General features: G+C 71.2%; 11 protein-coding genes and 1 riboswitch. Of the genes, 7 read left to right on the top strand and 4 right to left on the bottom strand.

What is annotated here, in order from left to right; genetic code table 11:
* Window positions 1-148: 148 nt before the first annotated feature.
* On the bottom strand, window positions 149-5,965 hold the full coding sequence (locus tag ACZ6QQ_RS35240; protein WP_465882237.1) for a ThuA domain-containing protein: 5,817 nt from the start codon (window positions 5,963-5,965) through the stop codon (window positions 149-151).
* 328 nt (window positions 5,966-6,293) lie between these two features.
* Window positions 6,294-6,403: riboswitch (TPP riboswitch) on the top strand.
* Between the two features lie 2 nt (window positions 6,404-6,405).
* Here ACZ6QQ_RS35240 and thiE point away from each other — a divergent pair.
* The 7 genes from thiE to thiC are packed head-to-tail and all read left to right on the top strand — an operon-like array spanning window position 6,406 to window position 12,487.
* Window positions 6,406-7,041, top strand: coding sequence for a thiamine phosphate synthase (gene thiE / locus ACZ6QQ_RS35245; protein WP_465882314.1), 636 nt, complete (start codon window positions 6,406-6,408; stop codon window positions 7,039-7,041).
* Window positions 7,035-8,258: a glycine oxidase ThiO gene (gene thiO / locus ACZ6QQ_RS35250; RefSeq protein WP_465882239.1), complete on the top strand. Its 1,224-nt coding sequence runs from the start codon at window positions 7,035-7,037 to the stop codon at window positions 8,256-8,258. The genes thiE and thiO overlap by 7 nt, the downstream gene beginning before the upstream one ends.
* 20 nt (window positions 8,259-8,278) lie before the next feature.
* Complete coding sequence (gene thiS, locus ACZ6QQ_RS35255; RefSeq protein WP_465882316.1) at window positions 8,279-8,479, top strand: sulfur carrier protein ThiS; 201 nt, start codon at window positions 8,279-8,281, stop codon at window positions 8,477-8,479.
* A 23-nt stretch (window positions 8,480-8,502) separates the two neighbouring features.
* On the top strand, window positions 8,503-9,300 hold the full coding sequence (locus ACZ6QQ_RS35260) for a thiazole synthase (protein WP_465882317.1): 798 nt from the start codon (window positions 8,503-8,505) through the stop codon (window positions 9,298-9,300).
* 59 nt (window positions 9,301-9,359) lie between these two features.
* Window positions 9,360-10,085 (top strand): thiamine phosphate synthase, encoded by a 726-nt coding sequence (locus ACZ6QQ_RS35265; protein WP_465882240.1) that lies wholly within the window; start codon window positions 9,360-9,362, stop codon window positions 10,083-10,085.
* The gene (gene thiD / locus ACZ6QQ_RS35270; RefSeq protein ID WP_465882241.1) at window positions 10,082-10,876 is read left to right on the top strand and encodes a bifunctional hydroxymethylpyrimidine kinase/phosphomethylpyrimidine kinase; all 795 of its coding nucleotides are present in this window, start codon (window positions 10,082-10,084) and stop codon (window positions 10,874-10,876) included. The genes ACZ6QQ_RS35265 and thiD overlap by 4 nt, the downstream gene beginning before the upstream one ends.
* Before the next feature lie 18 nt (window positions 10,877-10,894).
* A complete protein-coding gene (gene thiC / locus ACZ6QQ_RS35275; protein ID WP_465882243.1) occupies window positions 10,895-12,487 on the top strand; it encodes a phosphomethylpyrimidine synthase ThiC in 1,593 nt (530 codons plus the stop codon).
* Between the two features lie 174 nt (window positions 12,488-12,661).
* Here thiC and ACZ6QQ_RS35280 read toward each other — a convergent pair whose 3' ends face one another.
* From ACZ6QQ_RS35280 to ACZ6QQ_RS35290, 3 genes are all read right to left on the bottom strand, one after another.
* On the bottom strand, window positions 12,662-15,421 hold the full coding sequence (locus tag ACZ6QQ_RS35280; RefSeq protein ID WP_465882245.1) for a hypothetical protein: 2,760 nt from the start codon (window positions 15,419-15,421) through the stop codon (window positions 12,662-12,664).
* A gap of 76 nt (window positions 15,422-15,497) precedes the next feature.
* On the bottom strand, window positions 15,498-16,448 hold the full coding sequence (locus ACZ6QQ_RS35285) for an LLM class F420-dependent oxidoreductase (RefSeq protein ID WP_465882247.1): 951 nt from the start codon (window positions 16,446-16,448) through the stop codon (window positions 15,498-15,500).
* 2 nt (window positions 16,449-16,450) lie between these two features.
* Window positions 16,451-17,236, bottom strand: coding sequence for an ABC transporter ATP-binding protein (locus tag ACZ6QQ_RS35290; protein ID WP_465882248.1), 786 nt, complete (start codon window positions 17,234-17,236; stop codon window positions 16,451-16,453).
* Between the last annotated feature and the right edge of the window lie 73 nt (window positions 17,237-17,309).

A 17,309-nucleotide genomic window follows, 5' to 3' on the forward strand; every position in this document is an offset into this window, starting at 1 on the left:
GAGAGCGGGAGATTGGGGGGCGAGGGAATGGGGGGGAGGGGTTTGGGCGGGGCGCGCGGCGGGGTTTCCGGGGGGGGGGGGGGGGGGCCCCCCTCCCCCCCCCCCCCGCCCCGGGTGTGGTGCGGTTACCGCGATGCGGTACGGGTGGTTACAGCTTGCCGCCCTGCTGGATGCGGGTCGGATCCTCGGCGAGGCGTCCCGTTCCTTGGACCGGCTTGTCGGCGTTGGCCTTCACGCCCGCCTTGGTGGCGGTGCCACCGAGCCGGACGATCATGGCGTCCGCGTCCCTGGTCAGTACGTCGCGGACATCCGCGTCGGAGACCAGGGCGGTGTCGGCGACGAGCGCCTTGTACGCGGTCAACTGCTGCACCGCCCGCTTGTCGTCACCGGCGGCCTCCGAGTCCCGGACCGCGGTCAGCTTGTTGGTGAGCTGGCGGTGGGCCTTGGTGGAGAGCCGGTTGGTGGCCTTGAACCGGTCGTGCAGGTTCTGCATGTCCCGGAACGAGGTGGTGACGAAGAACCGTACCGACGAGGTCGTGGTGTTGCCGGCCTTGTCGGTCGCGGTGACGGTCAGCTCGTGCAGGCCCAACGACAGGTCGTAGAGCGCCTGCAGGGTGTTGTTGGCGTACGGCTGGCCGTCCAGCGTGCCGATGGTGGCTTCCAGACCGGAGGTCGGGTCGACCGCCTGCCAGGAGACCCGGACGTCGGCACTGTCACCGTAGAGCTGGCCGTCGGCGAGGCCGGAGACCAGCACGGTCGGCTTGGTGCCGTCGATCTTGAGCAGCGCCGACTTCAGCGTCTCCTCGTTGCCGGCCGCGTCGGTGGCCCGGTACAGCAGCTCGTGCTGCCCGTCGCCGCTGACGTTGACCGCCGTGGTGTACGGCGTCCAGGGGCCGCCGTCCAGGGACCACTCCAGCTTGCTGACCCCGGCACCCGCGTCGGTGGCGGCGAGCGTCACCGGGATCGTCCCGGCGTGCCATCCGCTGTCGCTCGGGGGCGCGAAGGTCGCCGAGGTGACCGGCGCGGTCGCGTCGATCTTGAGGTCGACGGTCTTCGCCTCCTCGACGTTGCCGGCCTCGTCGGTCGAGCGGAACCGCACCTGGTGGGCGCCGTCACCGGAGACCAGGATCGGCTCGGTGTAGGCGGTCCAGGTGGTGCCCGCGTCGAGCTGGTACTCGGTGCTCGCCACTCCGCTGCCACCGGTGTTGTCGGTGGCGGCCAGGGTGACCGTGGTGGCCGCCTTGTACCAGCCGCCGATGGGCGTACCGGCCACTGCCGCGGTGGTCACCGGTGCGGTCGAGTCGTCGACCGTGGTGCTCACCCGGAAGTAGTCGAACGTCGCCGGCTTCGACGCCTGCTGGGCCGCGCCGAGGGTGAACAGACCGAACTTGGGCGTGGTGCCCACGGCCGCGTTGGTCAGGCTCCCCAACGACGTCCATTCGGTCCCGTCAGCCGAGTACGACGCGGTGTACGTCGTACCGGCCTTCGACAGCCGCAGGTGCCAGATGCCCTGGGTCAGGTTCGACCCGTTCGGCTGCGGGTCCTGCACCACGGCGGCGATCTCGCTGCGGAACTCGATCCGCCGGGTCAGTGGCTGACCCGCCTGGTTGTCCGCGATGTAGTCCAGCTTCAGGTAGTTGTCGTCGTCGCCGTAGACGAGGAGACCACCCTGCTGGTACTGCTCGTTGAACTGGCTACCGTCGATCTTGGTCTCGATCGTCCAGTCACCGGCCGGCGCGTTCTGCAGGATGAAGTTCGACGGCGGGGTGCCGCCGCCCTGGTAGATGTCGCCGTTCGGCACGTCGATCTGCAGACCGCCACCGGTCACCCGGTAACCGTTCGGGTCCTCCCGGACGATCGCGTTCCACTTGCACTTGTCCAGGCTGGTACCGGTGAACTCGTCGGACGGCACGACCGGGCCGGCCGGCTCGTCCGGCGTGATCTGGAACCAGTCGAACAGGGCGTCCACCACGGGGGCCGTGGTGTTGCCGTTGAGCGCGAACAGGCCCACCTTCGGGTTCTCGATCCCGGCCAGTGCGGCCGAACGGCCGACCGGGGTGAAGGTCTGGCCGTCGGCCGAGAAGGCCGCGGTCAGGTTGGTGCCGTCGCTGATCAGGCGGACGTAGACCGTGTTACCCAGCGTGGCCGGTGCGGCGACCGCGTCGGCGGCCTCGTTGCGGGCCGTGCCGGCGGTCTCCCGGATGAACTCGATCTTCCGGCTGCCACCGAAGAGCAGATCCACCTTGGCGTAGTTCGCGTCGTCGCCGTAGAGGATCAGACCGGCCTGCTGGTAGTCGGTGGTCGCGTTCAACGTCACCTTGGTGGTCGCCTGCCAGGCACCGTTCGGGGCCGGCTGGAGCACCACGTTGGTGGCGTTGTTCGTGCCGCCGTACAGGTCGCCCATCGCGGTCGGCAGCACCAGGTTGCCGCCGCTGACCGAGTAGAGCTGGTTCTCCCGGATCACGGTCGACCAGCGCGACTTGTCCAGCGAGGTGCCGGTGAAGTCGTCCGAGCGTGCCCCGAAGCAGGACGTGTTCGGCGCGGTCACCTGGACCGGGACGTTCACGAACGTGGAGGCACCACGGGCGTCGGTCACGGTCAGGGTGGCGGTGAAGTTGCCCGGCACGGTGTAGGTGTGCGAGGCGTTGATGGTGTTCGCCGTGCCGCCGTCACCGAAGTCCCAGGCGTACGTGAACGGGGCGTCGTTCTCCGGGTCGGTGGCCGTACCGCTGAAGGCGACCGTCACCGGCGCGACGCCGGCGGTGGGGTTCGCGGAGGCGGTGACCACCGGCGGGGCGTTGTCGGTGATACCCCGGCCGAGGAAATCGGTCCAGTTCACGTTGAGGATCGCGCCGGTTCCGGTGGAACCGACCGGGTTACGCGCCACGAAGTACAGCGTGCCGCTGCTGGTGCTCGGGGTGGTGATCGCCGCCGGTACGTCGACGAACGTCTGCCAGCCACCGGTGCTCGGCACCGTGGCGGTCGCGACCAGCGGGCCGTCGACCGCGCCGGTACGGACCTCGATCCGCGCGCCGCCGCCGGCCGACGCGGCCCGGAAGCGAAGCGAGTCGATGCCGGTCAGGTTGGCCGGCTCGATCGCCCACCAGTCGCCGTCCTCGATGAACCCGATGTTCTCGAATCCACCGGCGGTGTCGGTGGTCGCCTGACGCTGCACGCCCGGGTCACCACCGCTGGTCGACCCGGCCACCCGGCCGGTCGAGGTGTAGTACTCGGCCTGGGTGCGCTTGGGCTGCAACTGCTCGATCGACCGCCCGGTCAGGGCGTGCGAACCGCCGGCGCCACCGGCGTCGGTGTAGCTGGCCTCGAAGACACCGAAGACGTTCGCCTCGGCGCCGTGCCCGGAGGCGAGCAGCGTCTGGACCGAACCCTCACAGCCGGTGTACGACTGAAGCGGGTGCGCGTGCTGGTCGTGGCCCAGGTAGTACTGCAACGTGACCCGGTCACAGTCGATCGTGCCGTCCTCGGGGTCGGTCACGTTGACCTTGTACTTGACCAGGTCGCCCCACTCGAAGAAGCCACCGTCCGGCGGGAACTCGATGGAGACGGTCGGCGCGGTGTTGCCCACCGTGACCGGTACGTTCGCCACCGCGGTCCGACCCTTGGGGTTGGTGACCGTGAGCTGCGCGTTGTAGTTGCCCGCCGCCGCGTAGGTGTGCGCCGGGTTCGGGTCGGTCGAGGTGGCGTTGTCGCCGAAGTTCCAGGCGTACGTGAGCGTGCCACCGTCCGGGTCACGTGACCCGGCGCTGGAGAACTGCACCGCCAGCGGCGCCGGACCCGAGGTGGGTTCGGCGTTCGCGACCGCGATCGGCGCCCGCTCACCGGCGGTGTAGTCGATCCGGTAGATGCCCGAGTTGTCGTTGTTGCCGCCGAAGCCGGTACCCCACTCGATCAGGTACAGCGCCCCGTCCGGACCGAACTCGAAGTCCATCGGCCGCAGCATGGTCATGCCGGTCAGCAGCTGGTTGATGTCGACCAGCGACTTGCCGTCCGCACTGACCTGCATGGTGTACATCTTGTTCTGGTTCCACTCGCCGAGCAGCGCCTTGCCGTCGTAGTAGGCCGGCCACTTGCGCTCCGAGTCGAGGTTCTCGTCGTACCGGTAGACCGGGCCGCCCATCGGGGCGCCGCCGCCGCCGATCTCCGGGAACAGCGGGTTGCCGCTGTAGTCGAAGTCGACCGTGGCCGAGATGGCCGGCGGGAGGTTGGTCAGGCCGGTGTTGTTCGGCGAGTTGTTGACCGGCGCAGCGCAGTTGAACTTCGCCCCACTCGGTCCGGACGGGAACGTCCAGTCGTTGTACGCGTAGTTGGCGCCGTGGCAGTACGGCCAGCCGTAGTTGCCCGGCGTGACGATGTTCCACTCGACCGTGCCCTCGGGGCCACGGTTCGGGTTCGTCGCACCGGCGTCCGGGCCGTAGTCGCCGACGTACAGGGTGTCGGTCTGCGGGTCGATGCCGATCCGGAACGGGTTCCGGAAGCCCATCGCGTAGATCTCGGGCTTGGTCAGCGCGGTGCCCGGGGCGAACAGGTTGCCGGCCGGCACGGTGTAGGTGCCGTCGTCCTCCGGGTGGATCCGGAGCACCTTGCCGCGCAGGTCGTTGGTGTTGCCCGAGGAACGCTGCGCGTCGTAGTCCTGCCGACCCGGCCGCTCGTCGATCGGGGTGTAGGAGTCCGACTCGAACGGGTTGGTGTTGTCACCGAGGGCCAGGTAGAGGTTCCCCTGGCTGTCGAAGGTGATGCTGCCGCCCGCGTGGCAGCAGGTGTTGCGCTGCGTCGGGACCTGGAGCACGACCTTCTCGGTGGCGGCGTTGATGGTGTCGCCCTCGACCGTGAACCGGGAGAGGTAGTTGCGGGCCGCGCCACCCGCGGGGGCGTAGTAGACGTACACCCAGTTGTTGGTGGCGAAGTCCGGGTCGAGCTGGATGCCCAGCAGACCGTCCTCGTTGCCGGTGAAGACCGGCAGGGTCACCGCGGTCACCGTGGTGCCGGTGCTCGGCTTGATGATCTGGATCCGGCCGTCACGTTCGACGTAGAAGACCCGCCCGTCCGGGGCGATGTCCAGCTCCATCGGGTTGTTGGTGTTGCTGTCCAGCGACACCTTCTCGAAGCTGCTGGTCTTCGTCGCGCTGCAGTCGGCCTCGACCACGCCCGCGGCGGTCTCGATGCCGCCGAGCAGGTGGGTGAGGAACTGCGGCTCCGCGAACGACTCGTTGGTGTGACCACCACCGGTGTACCAGGAACGGCCACCCTCGTAGTCCTGACACCACGCGGTCGGGTGGTCGGCGCCCATCGCGCCGGTACCCGGGGTGTAGCTCCGCTCGTCCAGGCTGGCCAGCACGTGAACGTTCGCGCGCGGGTTGGTCCGGAAGTTGTACCACTCGTCGAAGCGGGACCACTGGGCCGGGAGCCCGGCGGTGGACGGGTGCGCCGGGTCCTCGACCTTGACCGTGGCCTGCTGGTTGGCCGGGTGCGCGTTGAAGTACGCGCCGACCAGACCGCCGTACCACGGCCAGTTGTACTCGGTGTCCGAGGCGGCGTGGATTCCGACGTAGCCGCCACCGGCCTCGATGTAACGCTCGAACGCCGCCTGCTGGGTGTCGTCGAGCACGTCACCGGTGGTGGAGAGCCAGATCACCGCCTTGTACTGGGCGAGGTTGGCGTCGGTGAACGCGGCACCGTCCTCGGTCGCGGTGACGGAGAACCCGTTCGCCGCGCCGAGCTGCTGGATGGCGGCGATGCCGGAGGGGATGGAGCCGTGCCGGAAGCCGGCGGTCTTGGAGAAGACCAGGACGGAGTACGGGTCCGCCGCTGCGGCGGCCGGGGCCGCCTGGGCGGCGCTGGGGGCTGCTACGAGTGCGGCCGCCGTGGAGGTGACGGCGACCGCGAGACTCAGCAGCGCATGACTGAGGGCGCCGCGCAGCGCGTGGCGCGGGCGAGGTCTTGACACGAAGGATCTCCTTCGTCCGGTGAGGACAACGGGGGATCCCCGGCCGGCTCGCCGAAGACCGGTTCGGGGGTGGTGGGTTTCGGCTGCGTAGCCCGCCGTGGCTGTGCAGTCGAAATTTGTCTTGTCGCTGAACAAATTAATGCTGGTCAGCGTTGGGCGGGCAATACAGCAACAAGCCAAATCGAGTAACGGTTGGGTAACCGAGGTGGATCTTCCGGATAGGACAGACAAAAGCCCACGGTGTCGCGGGTCACGTCAACCGGCCGTGGCGGGCCGCTGTGACGTGCGACCCCTTGGCGGATCCGCCCCGCCGTCGTAGTGTGGTCGACAAGTAACCCACGGGAGTCCGGTGTACCGGGCTGAGAGGGGGGCTGACAGCCCCCGACCGTCGAACCTGATCCGGGTAATGCCGGCGCAGGGAGGAGTTTGCCGTGCCCGTACTGGGACGTTTGCATCTCATCACCGACACCCGTACCGGACGCGATCCTATCGCCACGGTACGTGCGGCGCTCGCCGTGGCCGGACCCGAACTCGTGGTCCAGGTACGCGTCGAGGACGACGCCACCGACCGCGAGGCGTACGAACTGACCCGCCTGGTGGTCGACCTCTGCACCCCGTCCGGCGCGACCTGCCTGGTCAACGATCGGCTGCACGTCGCCCTCGCGGCGTACGCCGCCGGTGGCCACGTCGGCGCGCTCGACCTGCCGGTGCCGGCCGCCCGACGGGTGCTCGGACCGGACGCGCTGCTCGGCGCCACCGCCCGCGCCCCCGACCCGGCCCGCGAAGCGGTCGCCGCCGGCGCCAGCTACCTCGGCGTCGGGCCCTGTTACGCCACCACCACCAAGGACGGGCTCCCCGACCCGATCGGCCCCGCCGGTATCGCGGCCGTGGCCACGGCGGTCGACGTACCGGTCATCGCGATCGGCGGGGTGACCGCCGTACGGGTGCCGGAACTGATCGCCGCCGGCGCGTACGGCATCGCGGTGGTCGGTGCGGTCAGCACCGCCGCCGACCCGGCCCGCGCCACCGCACAACTGCTCGCCGCCCTGGAACACACCGGGGCACCGGCGTGCTAGCCGGGGCCCCCCAACCGGCGCAGGCCGGCAGCCGGGGCCCCTTCCGCACCGCCCGACGGGCCGACGTCGCGGTGGTCGGAGGTGGACCCATCGGACTCGCCATCGCCTGGCGGGCCGCGAACCGGGGAATGCGGGTGCTGCTGCACGACCCGGATCCGGGCAGCGGAGCGTCCGGCGTCGCCGCCGGCATGCTCTCCCCGGTCGCCGAAGCCTCCTTCGGCGAGGAGGCGCTGACCCGGCTGCTGCTCGACTCCGCCGCCCGCTGGCCCGGCTTCGCCACCGAGGTCGCGACCGCCGCCGGGCTGCCCGGAGTCGCCGACCTCGGCTACCGCACCGAGGGCACCCTGGTGGTCGGGCGCACCGCCGACGACCTGGCCGAGGCCCGCCGGCTCTGGACGTACCAGCAGGCTCTCGGGCTGCCGATCACCGCACTGGACGCGACCGGGCTGCACGACCGCGAGCCGTTGCTCGCCCCCCGGGTACGCGGCGGCGCGCACGCGCCCGACGACCACCAGGTGGACCCGCGCCGACTGGTCGCCGCCCTGCGGCTGGCCGCGCTCCGGGCCGGAGTGGTGTTCGTGCCCGCCGCCGTGCGCAACCTCGCCGACCTCGACGCCGGCACCATCGTGGTCGCCGCCGGCTGCGGCGCCGCCGACCTGACCGGACTGCCGATCCGGCCGGTGAAGGGGCAGATCCTCCGGCTGCGCGCCCCCGGAGGCGAACCGCCCGGCTTCCGGCACGTGATCCGGGGCTACAACGACGGTTGCTCGGTCTACCTGGTACCCCGGCACGACGGCGAGGTGGTCGTCGGCGCCACCGTCGAGGAACGCGGCGACAGCACCGTCACCGCCGGCGGGGTGCTGGAACTGCTCCGCTCCGCGACCGACCTGGTGCCGGAACTCGCCGAGTACGAACTCGCCGAGGCCACCGCCGGCCACCGCCCCGGTACGCCGGACAACGCACCGGTGATCGGCCGGCTGGCGGACCGCCCCGACGTGGTCGTGGCGAGCGGGCACTACCGGCACGGCGTCCTGCTCACCCCGGTGACCGCCGAACGGGTCGTCGACCTGCTGACCAGCGGGACGGCCGACCCGGCGATGGCGGCGTTCACCCCGGACCGGTTCACCCGGACCGGGCCCGACCGGCGGGATGTTCGAGGCGGCGACGGTCGGTACGCCCCGACCGAGGTCCGTTCGACGAGGGAGGAGATCCGATGACCGCAGAGGGTGGGGTTCCAGTGGAATTGACCGTGAACGGTACGGACCACAGATTGCCCGGCGGAGTGACCGTGGCGGACCTGGTCGCCACCGTCACCGGCCAGACCCGCGGCGTGGCCGTGGCGGTGAACGGTGAGGTCGTGCCCCGGGCCGGCTGGCCGGCGGCCGTACTGAACTCCGGCGACCGGGTCGAAGTGCTCACCGCGGCCCAGGGCGGGTGAACCCGATGTCCCAGGTGGAACAGATGGATGGTGACGTGACGGCCGGTACCGGAGCGTTCGAGCTGGGCGGGGTGTCGTTCGGGTCCCGGCTGATCCTCGGCACCGGCGGCGCGGCCAACCTGCACGTACTGGAGCAGGCGATCCGGGCAAGCGGCACCGAACTCGTCACCGTCGCGCTGCGCCGGGTCGACGCCGCCGCCACGATGCACGGCGGGCTGCTGGACGTACTCGACCGGTGCGGCGTACGGCTGCTGCCGAACACCGCCGGCTGCTACACCGCCGCCGAGGCGGTCAAGGTCGCCCGGCTGGCCCGGGAGGCGTTCGACACCTCCTGGGTGAAACTGGAGGTGATCGGGGACGACCGGACCCTGCTGCCGGACGCGGTCGAGCTGCTGCACGCCGCCGACCAGCTGGTGGCCGACGGCTTCACCGTGTTGCCGTACACCAGTGACGACCCGGTGCTCGCCCGCCGGCTCGCCGAGGCGGGCTGCGCGGCGGTGATGCCGGCCGGTGCGCCGATCGGCTCCGGACTCGGCATCGGCAACCCGCACCACATCCGGCTGATCCGGCAGAGCGTCGACGTGCCGGTGATCCTCGACGCCGGGATCGGCACCGCCTCCGACGCCGCCCTCGCCATGGAACTGGGCTGCGACGGGGTCCTGCTGGCCAGCGCCGTGACGCGGGCCGCCGAGCCGGCCCGGATGGCGACCGCCATGCGGTACGCCGTCGAGGCGGGCTGGCTCGCCGCCCGCTCCGGCCGGATTCCCCGACGGTTCCACGCGTTGGCGTCCAGCCCCGACGAGGGACGGCCGGACCTGTGACCGGCCAGCGGCCCGCGCTCCCCGTGGGGTCGCCGTGTCGCCCCGACCCGGCCCACCCGGTGCCACGCCGACCCGGACCGGACGGCGACGGCACGGCACCACCACCCACCCCGGGTACGCCGACCGGCCTGGTGGTGGTCACCGACCGGTGGCAGGCCCGCCGGCCGCTGCCCGAGGTGATCCGGGCGGCGGTGGACGCGGGCGCCCGCTGGGTGCTGCTCCGGGAGTCCGACCTGCCCCGCGACGAGCGACTGGCGATCGCCGAAACCCTGCGGGACATCCTCGCCCCGACCGGCGGAACCCTCCTGGTGGCCGGACCCGACCCGCTCGGCGGTACCGCCGTGCACCTGCCGGCGGCCGGACCGTACCCGCCACCCGAGCTGGCCCTGGTCGGCCGCTCCTGTCACAACGAGGCCGAACTGGGCCGACTGTCCACGGAGGACTACGTGACCCTGTCCCCGATCTTCCCGAGCCCGTCGAAACCCGGTTACGGCCCACCACTGCACCCGGTCGGCCTGGCCCGGCTGGTCCGGCGTACCCCGGTCCCGGTGCTCGCCCTCGGCGGCGTCGGCGAACCCGACCAGGTCGCCGCCTGCCTGCGCGCCGGTGCCGCCGGGGTGGCGGTGATGGGCGCCATCATGCGCGCCGACGACCCGGCCGCCCTGGTCGCCCGGCTCACCACCGCCGCACAGGTCGCCCGGCCCACCGGCCGGGCGGTAGGAAACGGCCAGTTCGACGCCGACGCACCGGCGGCGACGGACGCGGTACGGGGGAGCGGACGGTGACGCCGCCGGTGGCGCTGACCATCGCCGGCTCCGACTCCGGGGCGGGCGCCGGCATCCAGGCCGACCTGAAGGTCTTCGCGGCACTCGGTGTCTACGGCACCTCCGTGATCACCGCCCTCACCGCACAGAACACCCACCAGGTGCGCGCCGTCCTCCCCACGCCCCCCGACGTGGTCAGCGCACAACTCGACGCGGTCCTGTCGGACCTGCCGGTGCTGGCTACCAAGACCGGGATGCTCGGCACCGAGGAGGTCGCGAACGCGGTGGCGGCACACGCCCGCGCCGGGCTGCTGCCGAACCTGGTGGTCGACCCGGTGCTCGTCTCGACCAGCGGCCACCGGCTCGGCGTGGTCGCCGCGGTGGCCCGGCTGCTGCCGTACGCGCTGGTCGCGACGCCGAACCGGGAGGAGGCCGCGGCGATCGTCGGACGCCCGGTGACCACCACCGACGACATGGTCGGCGCCGCCGAGCAGATCGCCGCCGCCGGACCCCGGTACGTCGTCGTCACCGGCGGCGGTGACGACCACGACGACCCGACCGACGCGGTGGACGTGTTCTGGACCGGCACGACGGCCCGGCTGCTCGCCGGCCCACGGGTCCCCACCCGGAACACACACGGCACCGGCTGCTCCTTCTCGGCCGCCATCGCCGCGCGGATCGCGCTCGGCGACCCGGTCCCGGACGCGGTCGTGTTCGCCAAGGAGTACGTCGCCCGCGCGCTCGCCGGTGCGCGCGACTGGGAGTTGGGCACCGGCCACGGACCGCTGGACCACTTCGGTTGGTCCCGCTGACAAGCAGGAGGTTTGGTTATGCAGGCTCGTCGCAAGGTGTACGTGGAGGGATCACGGCCGGACATCCGGGTCCCGTTCGCCGAGGTGGAACTGGCCGGGGAGAACCCGCCGGTCCGGTTGTACGACACCTCCGGGCCGGGCAGCGACCCGGAGGTCGGCCTGCCGGCGCTGCGCGGCCCGTGGATCGCCGAGCGCGGTGACGTGGCACCGGTACGCGGTGCCGGTACCCCGCTCGCCGGCACCAACGGAAAGCGGCCGACCCAACTCGCGTACGCGCGGGCCGGGATCGTCACCCCGGAGATGGAGTTCGTGGCGGTACGGGAGGGAGTGCCGGGCGAGGTCGTCCGGGACGAGATCGCCGCCGGTCGGGCCGTACTGCCGCTCAACATCAACCACCCCGAGGTGGAGCCGGCGATCATCGGCAAGCGGTTCCTGGTCAAGGTGAACGCCAACATCGGCACCTCGGCGGTGACCTCGTCGGTCGCCGAGGAGGTGGAGAAGCTCACCTGGGCCACCCGGTGGGGCGCGGACACGGTGATGGACCTCTCCACCGGCAAGCGGATCCACGAGACCCGCGAGGCGATCGTCCGCAACTCGCCGGTGCCGATCGGTACCGTGCCGATCTACCAGGCGTTGGAGAAGGTCGGAGGCGACCCGGTCAAACTCTCCTGGGAGGTGTTCCGGGAGACCGTCATCGAGCAGGCCGAGCAGGGCGTCGACTACATGACCGTGCACGCCGGGGTGCTGATGCGGTACGTCCCACTGGCCGTCGAACGGGTCACCGGCATAGTCTCCCGGGGCGGCTCGATCATGGCGGCCTGGTGTCTGGCGCACCACCAGGAGAACTTCCTCTACACCAACTTCCGCGAGCTGTGCGAGATCCTGGCCCGCTACGACGTGACCTTCTCCCTCGGCGACGGGCTGCGCCCCGGCTCGATCGCGGACGCCAACGACGAGGCGCAGTTCGCCGAGCTGCGTACGCTCGGTGAACTGACGAAGATCGCCTGGGAGTACGACGTCCAGGTGATGATTGAGGGTCCGGGTCACGTGCCGATGCACAAGATCAAGGAGAACGTCGACCTCCAGCAGGAGCTGTGCCAGGAAGCGCCGTTCTACACCCTCGGCCCACTGACGACGGACATCGCGCCCGCGTACGACCACATCACCTCGGCCATCGGCGCGGCGATGATCGGCATGTTCGGCACCGCCATGCTCTGCTACGTCACACCGAAGGAGCACCTGGGGCTGCCGGATCGGGACGACGTCAAGGCGGGTGTGATCGCGTACAAGATCGCGGCACACGCGGCTGACCTGGCCAAGGGGCATGTCGGCGCCCAGGACTGGGACGACGCGCTGTCCAAGGCGCGGTTCGAGTTCCGCTGGGAGGACCAGTTCAACCTCTCGCTCGACCCGGAGACGGCACGGGCGTACCACGACGCGACCCTGCCGGCGGAACCGGCGAAGACGGCGCACTTCTGCTCGATGTGCGGGCCGAAGTTCTGCTCGATGAAAATCACCCAGGAGCTGAAGGAGTACGCGGCCCGGGGGATGCAGGAGAAGTCGTCGGAGTTCGTGGAGTCGGGCGGGAAGGTGTACTTGCCCTTGGCCTGAGTTCCCGGTTCAGCGGCAGGCCCAACCCCTACCAGCCACCCGCCCCGCCCCACCCCACCCCGGGGTGGGGCGGAGCTGTGTTGATCATGAAGTTAGTGCGGGTTGTCGGGTCGAACGGGGGTGCTAACTTCATGATCAACGGGGTGGGGGTGGGGGTTGCCGGCTGGGGGCGGTCTAGTCGGCGTGGTGGCGGCCGGAGGAGCGGAGGGTACGGCGGGGCGCGTCCTGAGGGCGGGGGTCTTCGGCGGGGGTTGGGGCGCCGAGGCCGCTCACCCAGTCCACGTACTCCTCGTCGGTGGCCGGGACAGGGCGTTCCGTACGGCCGCGTCCGCGCTGTGTCGGGGATGCCGGCCCGGTGGTGTCGGTGCCGTTGGTCGGCTCCGACTCGGTGTCGGGGACGGATGAGCGGTTGCGGCGGAACAGGCCGCGGCGGGGGCGCGGTGCCTTTTCTCCGGCCTTCGGCTGGTCCGACCCTGGCTGCTCCGACTTCGGCTTGTTCGGCGTCGCCTGGTCCGACTTCGGCTCGTTCGGCGTTGCCTGCTCCGATTTCGGCTCGTCGACCGGTGGCTCTTCGGGCTGCGCTTGGTCAACCCTCGGCACTCTCGTCGCCCTGGTCGTCGGTGGTCTGGTTGTCGTCGACCGTGGCTCGTCGGGTTTCGGAGCGGTGGAACTGCCTGGTTGGAGAGGCCGCAGATGCTCGGGTTCCGGGTCGGTGGCAGCGGGCGGAGTGAGGCCGGAGGTGGCCGCCGGGGTCGGGTCGGTGAGTCGGAACGGGGTACGTCGTACCGGCTCGGGCGGCGGGGACTGATCGTTGCCCGTTACCGGTTGCGGGGCCTTGTACGGCTTGCCGCTCGGAACCGGGGCGGGAGCCGTGAAGAACGGCTCGGGTGCGGTGGGCGGTTGGCGGAAGTCCGTACGGGCGGGGCCCTGGTCGGGGGTGTTGCCGCCGGTGGAGTCCGAGGTTGTGGTGGGCGCGGGGCCGGGGGAGTCCGTCCTGCTGGCGGCGGCGAAGGCGTTCCACCCGCTGTCGGTGCGTTCCTCGAAGGGCTTGCGCGGGTCGACCGATGATGGCCAGAAGTCGGCGGTGGACATGGTCGCGAGCGACGGGTCGGCCCATTCCGGTTCCGGGCGCCGGGGTGCCTGCTCGGGTCCGCTTGCGTCGCCCCGGCTCGGCTGGTGTTCGGGTGCCTGCTCGGGCGTCGTCCGGAACGGATCCGGTGCCGGCGACAGGGGATCCGAGGCCGCGCTGGGCAGGTCGGCCGCGGGGCTCACCGGGCGGACCGGATCCGGGGTCGCTCGGCTGTCGGCGGCCGGGGCCGGGGTGGCGAACCGGGAGGGTGGGGTCGGTGGTGGCGAACCGGGAGACGGGTCGGTCGACGGTGTGACCGGCGCTGCGGAAGCGGCCGGTGATGGGACCGGCGATCCGGGTCCGGAAATGGGGCTGGCGGCCACTGACGAGGGTCCCGGAGCGGGCGGGAGCGACGATCCGGGTCCGGGAATGGGTGGGACCAGTGACGAGGAGCCGAAGATGGGCGTAACCGGCGAAGCGGGCGCCGGTCGGCTCCGGCTGGTGGACGAAAGGTCGGAATCGCCAGGGTCTGTGGATTCTGGACTGTCTGGCGGAATGAGCGTGGTTGGTGGCGCCGGGGTGTGGGTGAGGAACGGTGCGACGGGGCCACCGAGCGGGTCGGCTTCGCTGGAGCGACGCGGGCTCGGGATGGTGCCGGGCTCGGCCGGCTGGGCCGCGGGGCCGTCGTCGGATCGGGCGCTGGACCACATATCGGTCGGGCGGTCGCGCCACGCCTGCTCCGCCACGCCGGTCCGTCGGTCCGTCGAGAGGTAGTCCGTGGAGGGGCGCTCGGCCGAGAGATGGTCCGCCGAGAGGAAACCTGTCGAGAGGTGGTCCGGCGACTGGTGGTCCGGCGACACGTGGTCCGGGTGAGGGTCGGTCGGTGGGGTGGCGGTCCACGGGTCCGTCGGACGGCTGGTCCAGGTCTCGGACGCCTCGCCCGGTGTGGACTGCGGCGTCCGTACGCGCTGGAGGATCTCGGTCGGCTGCAACGGGGTCGCGGTGGCCGTTTCGCTGGTCAGCGGCCAACGCATCACCGCGGCCAGGACCGAACCGAGGGCGCCCGCGCCGGTCGCGACCAGAGCACCCCAGTACGGTGCCGCCTGGTACTTGTCGCTTGCGTCACCGGGACCGGCGGCGAGGTACGCCAGCGCGAGCATTGCCGGACCGACCGCCCCGGCGGTCGCGACCACCAGCGTCGAGTGGCCCCGCCACCGGGCGAGCGCCCCGGTCAGTGCCCCGGCGACCAGTGCCAGCGCCGGCATCGTGACGATCGCCAACCGCTGGGTGGTGCCGGCACTCAGCCAGGTCGGATCCGGCACACCCAGTCGTACGGCGGGTAGCGGGTCGGTCGGGCCGAGTGACGGCATCACCGAGATCAGTGCCAACAGCCAGATTCCGCCGGTGATGAGGGCGACGTTCCAACTCACCGGCGACTGGTGCAGTGCGGCCACCGCCGCCGCGAACCCGACCAGTGCGCCGAGCCCGGCGACCAGGCCGGCGGCGAGGACCGGGTCCACCGACGCGACCTGCGCGGCGCGGGCCGGTTGCATGGACAGCGGTGCCACCGCACCGGCACCGAGAGCGGCCGCACCGGCGAGTGCCAGCCGGGTGCCGAGGGTCGGGCGGTAGTCGTACCGTCTGGCCAGCCGGTCCGCGATCACCGCGCCGACGACCGCGGCCACCATGGTGAACCAGCTCACCCAGGCGAGCTGGGCGGTCCACTGACTGACGGTGGTCGCGTCGAAGGTACGGGCGAAGCGCACGATACCGAAGCCGTACGCGAAGCCGAGCTGGCCCGCTCCGGCTAGTACGCCGACGCCGAGTGCGACGAGCAGCACCCTGCCCCAGGTCCGAAAGGCCATGCGGGGCAGGTTACGGCCCGTCGGGTTCGATCGCCACCCTGGCACCAGCGCGTCGGCGACTACTTCGGCTGCCCCGTCAGGTGGTGACACCCAGTTGCGGCAGCACCTCGCTGGCGATGAGTTCCAGGTGGTCGAGGTCGGTCAGGTCGGTCAGCCGGAGGTGCACCCGACCGGTGCCGATCTCGGCGAACTCCCCGATCCGCTCGACCAGCTGGCCCGGCGAGCCGATTACCGGGTCCTCCGGCGGCAGTGCGCTCTTCTCGTGCAGCGGGGCCGCGCGGCGCTGGGCCTCGGCCTCGTTCCGGCCGATCGCGACCACGATGCCGCTGGAGAGAACCAGTGGGTCCAGGCCGTTCGCGGCCCGGTCCACCTTGTCGCACGCGCCCAGTACCCGCTCGTACGCCTCGGCGGTTTCCTTGACCGACTTGAAGGGCATGTTGAACTCGTGCGCGAAGCGGGCGGCCAGCGCCGGGGTCCGCTTCAGGCCCTTGCCGCCGACGATGATCGGTGGGCCGGGCACCTGGACCGGCTTGGGCAGGGCCGGTGCGTCGACGAGCTGGTAGTACTCGCCCTGGTGGTTGAACCGTTCGCCGAGCGGCGTACGCCACAGGCCGGTCACCACGGCGAGTTGTTCGGCCAGCCGGTTGAACCGTTCGCCGACCGGGGGGAACGGGATGCCGTACGACAGGTGCTCGCGCTCGTACCAGCCGGCGCCGATGCCGAGGTCGACCCGGCCGCCGCTCATCTGGTCCACCTGCGCGACGATCACCGCGAGCGGGCCGGGCAGCCGGAAGGTGGAGGAGGTGACCAGGGTGCCGAGCCTGATCCGTGAGGTTTCCCGGGCCAGCCCGGCGAGGGTGACCCAGGCGTCGGTCGGTCCGGGCAGTCCGGGGTCGGCGCCCATCGACTGGTAGTGGTCGGCGCGCAGCCAGCCCTCGAAGCCGCTGTCCTCGGCGAGGCGGGCCATGCGGAGTTGGTCGTCGTAGGTGGCGCCGCGATGCGGCTCGGTGAAGAGGGAAACTCGCACGTTTATCGACCTCTCGTCCCGGCTGCCGCCGGGGAATCGCGCTCCATCAGTAGCTCGTGCAGGTCGGCGCTGCAACGGGCCACCTCTTCGAGGTGGGCGTTGCGGCCCAGGGTGCGCGGTCGGGGAATGTTGATGTCGACCACCTTGCGGATCCGGCCGGGACGCGGGCTGAGTACGACCACCCGGTCGGCCAGCAGCACGGCCTCGTCGATCGAGTGGGTGACGAACACGATCGTGGCGGCGTTCTCCATGTGTACCCGCTGCAGTTCCACCGACAGTTCCTCACGGGTGAGGGCGTCGAGGGCGGAGAACGGTTCGTCCATCAGCATCACCCGGGGATTGCCGATCAGTGACCGGCAGAGGGAGACCCGCTGTTGCATGCCGCCGGAGAGTTCGTGCGGCAGCCGCTTCTCGAAACCGCCGAGGCCGGTCATTTCCAGGAGTTCCATCGCGCGGGCCCGGTGACTCGCGCGGCGCCAGCCGAAGATTTCCACCGGCAGCAGTACGTTGTCGAGCACCGATCGCCAGGGCAGTAGGGCGGGGCGCTGGAACAGCATGGCGATGTCGCGTCGGGTTTTAGTAACCCTTTCGCCACCGACGGTAATCTCGCCTTCGGTGGTCGGTAGTAGGCCGGCGATGAGTCGGAGCAGAGTGGACTTACCGCAGCCGGAGCGACCGAGAATCGCCACGAACTCGCCCTCGGCGACGTCCAAATCGATGCCACGCAACGCTTCCACGGTGCCCGATCGCCCAGTGAAGGTACGGGACACCCCCGCGAGTCGGATCATCCGGCAGGCTCCCCATCCAACGTAGGCAGGTCAACGGCCCGGACAGGTTATCCGGAATGTCGGCGAACGGACA

Source organism: Micromonospora sp. NPDC049529, from assembly GCF_055586685.1.

Coding starts and splice junctions, on each gene's coding strand:
- thiC (WP_465882243.1), top strand. CDS start 10,895: ATGCAGGCTCGTCGCAAGGTGTACGTGGAGGGATCACGGCCGGACATC.
- ACZ6QQ_RS35260 (WP_465882317.1), top strand. CDS start 8,503: ATGGATGGTGACGTGACGGCCGGTACCGGAGCGTTCGAGCTGGGCGGG.
- ACZ6QQ_RS35290 (WP_465882248.1), bottom strand. CDS start 17,236: ATGATCCGACTCGCGGGGGTGTCCCGTACCTTCACTGGGCGATCGGGC.
- ACZ6QQ_RS35280 (WP_465882245.1), bottom strand. CDS start 15,421: ATGGCCTTTCGGACCTGGGGCAGGGTGCTGCTCGTCGCACTCGGCGTC.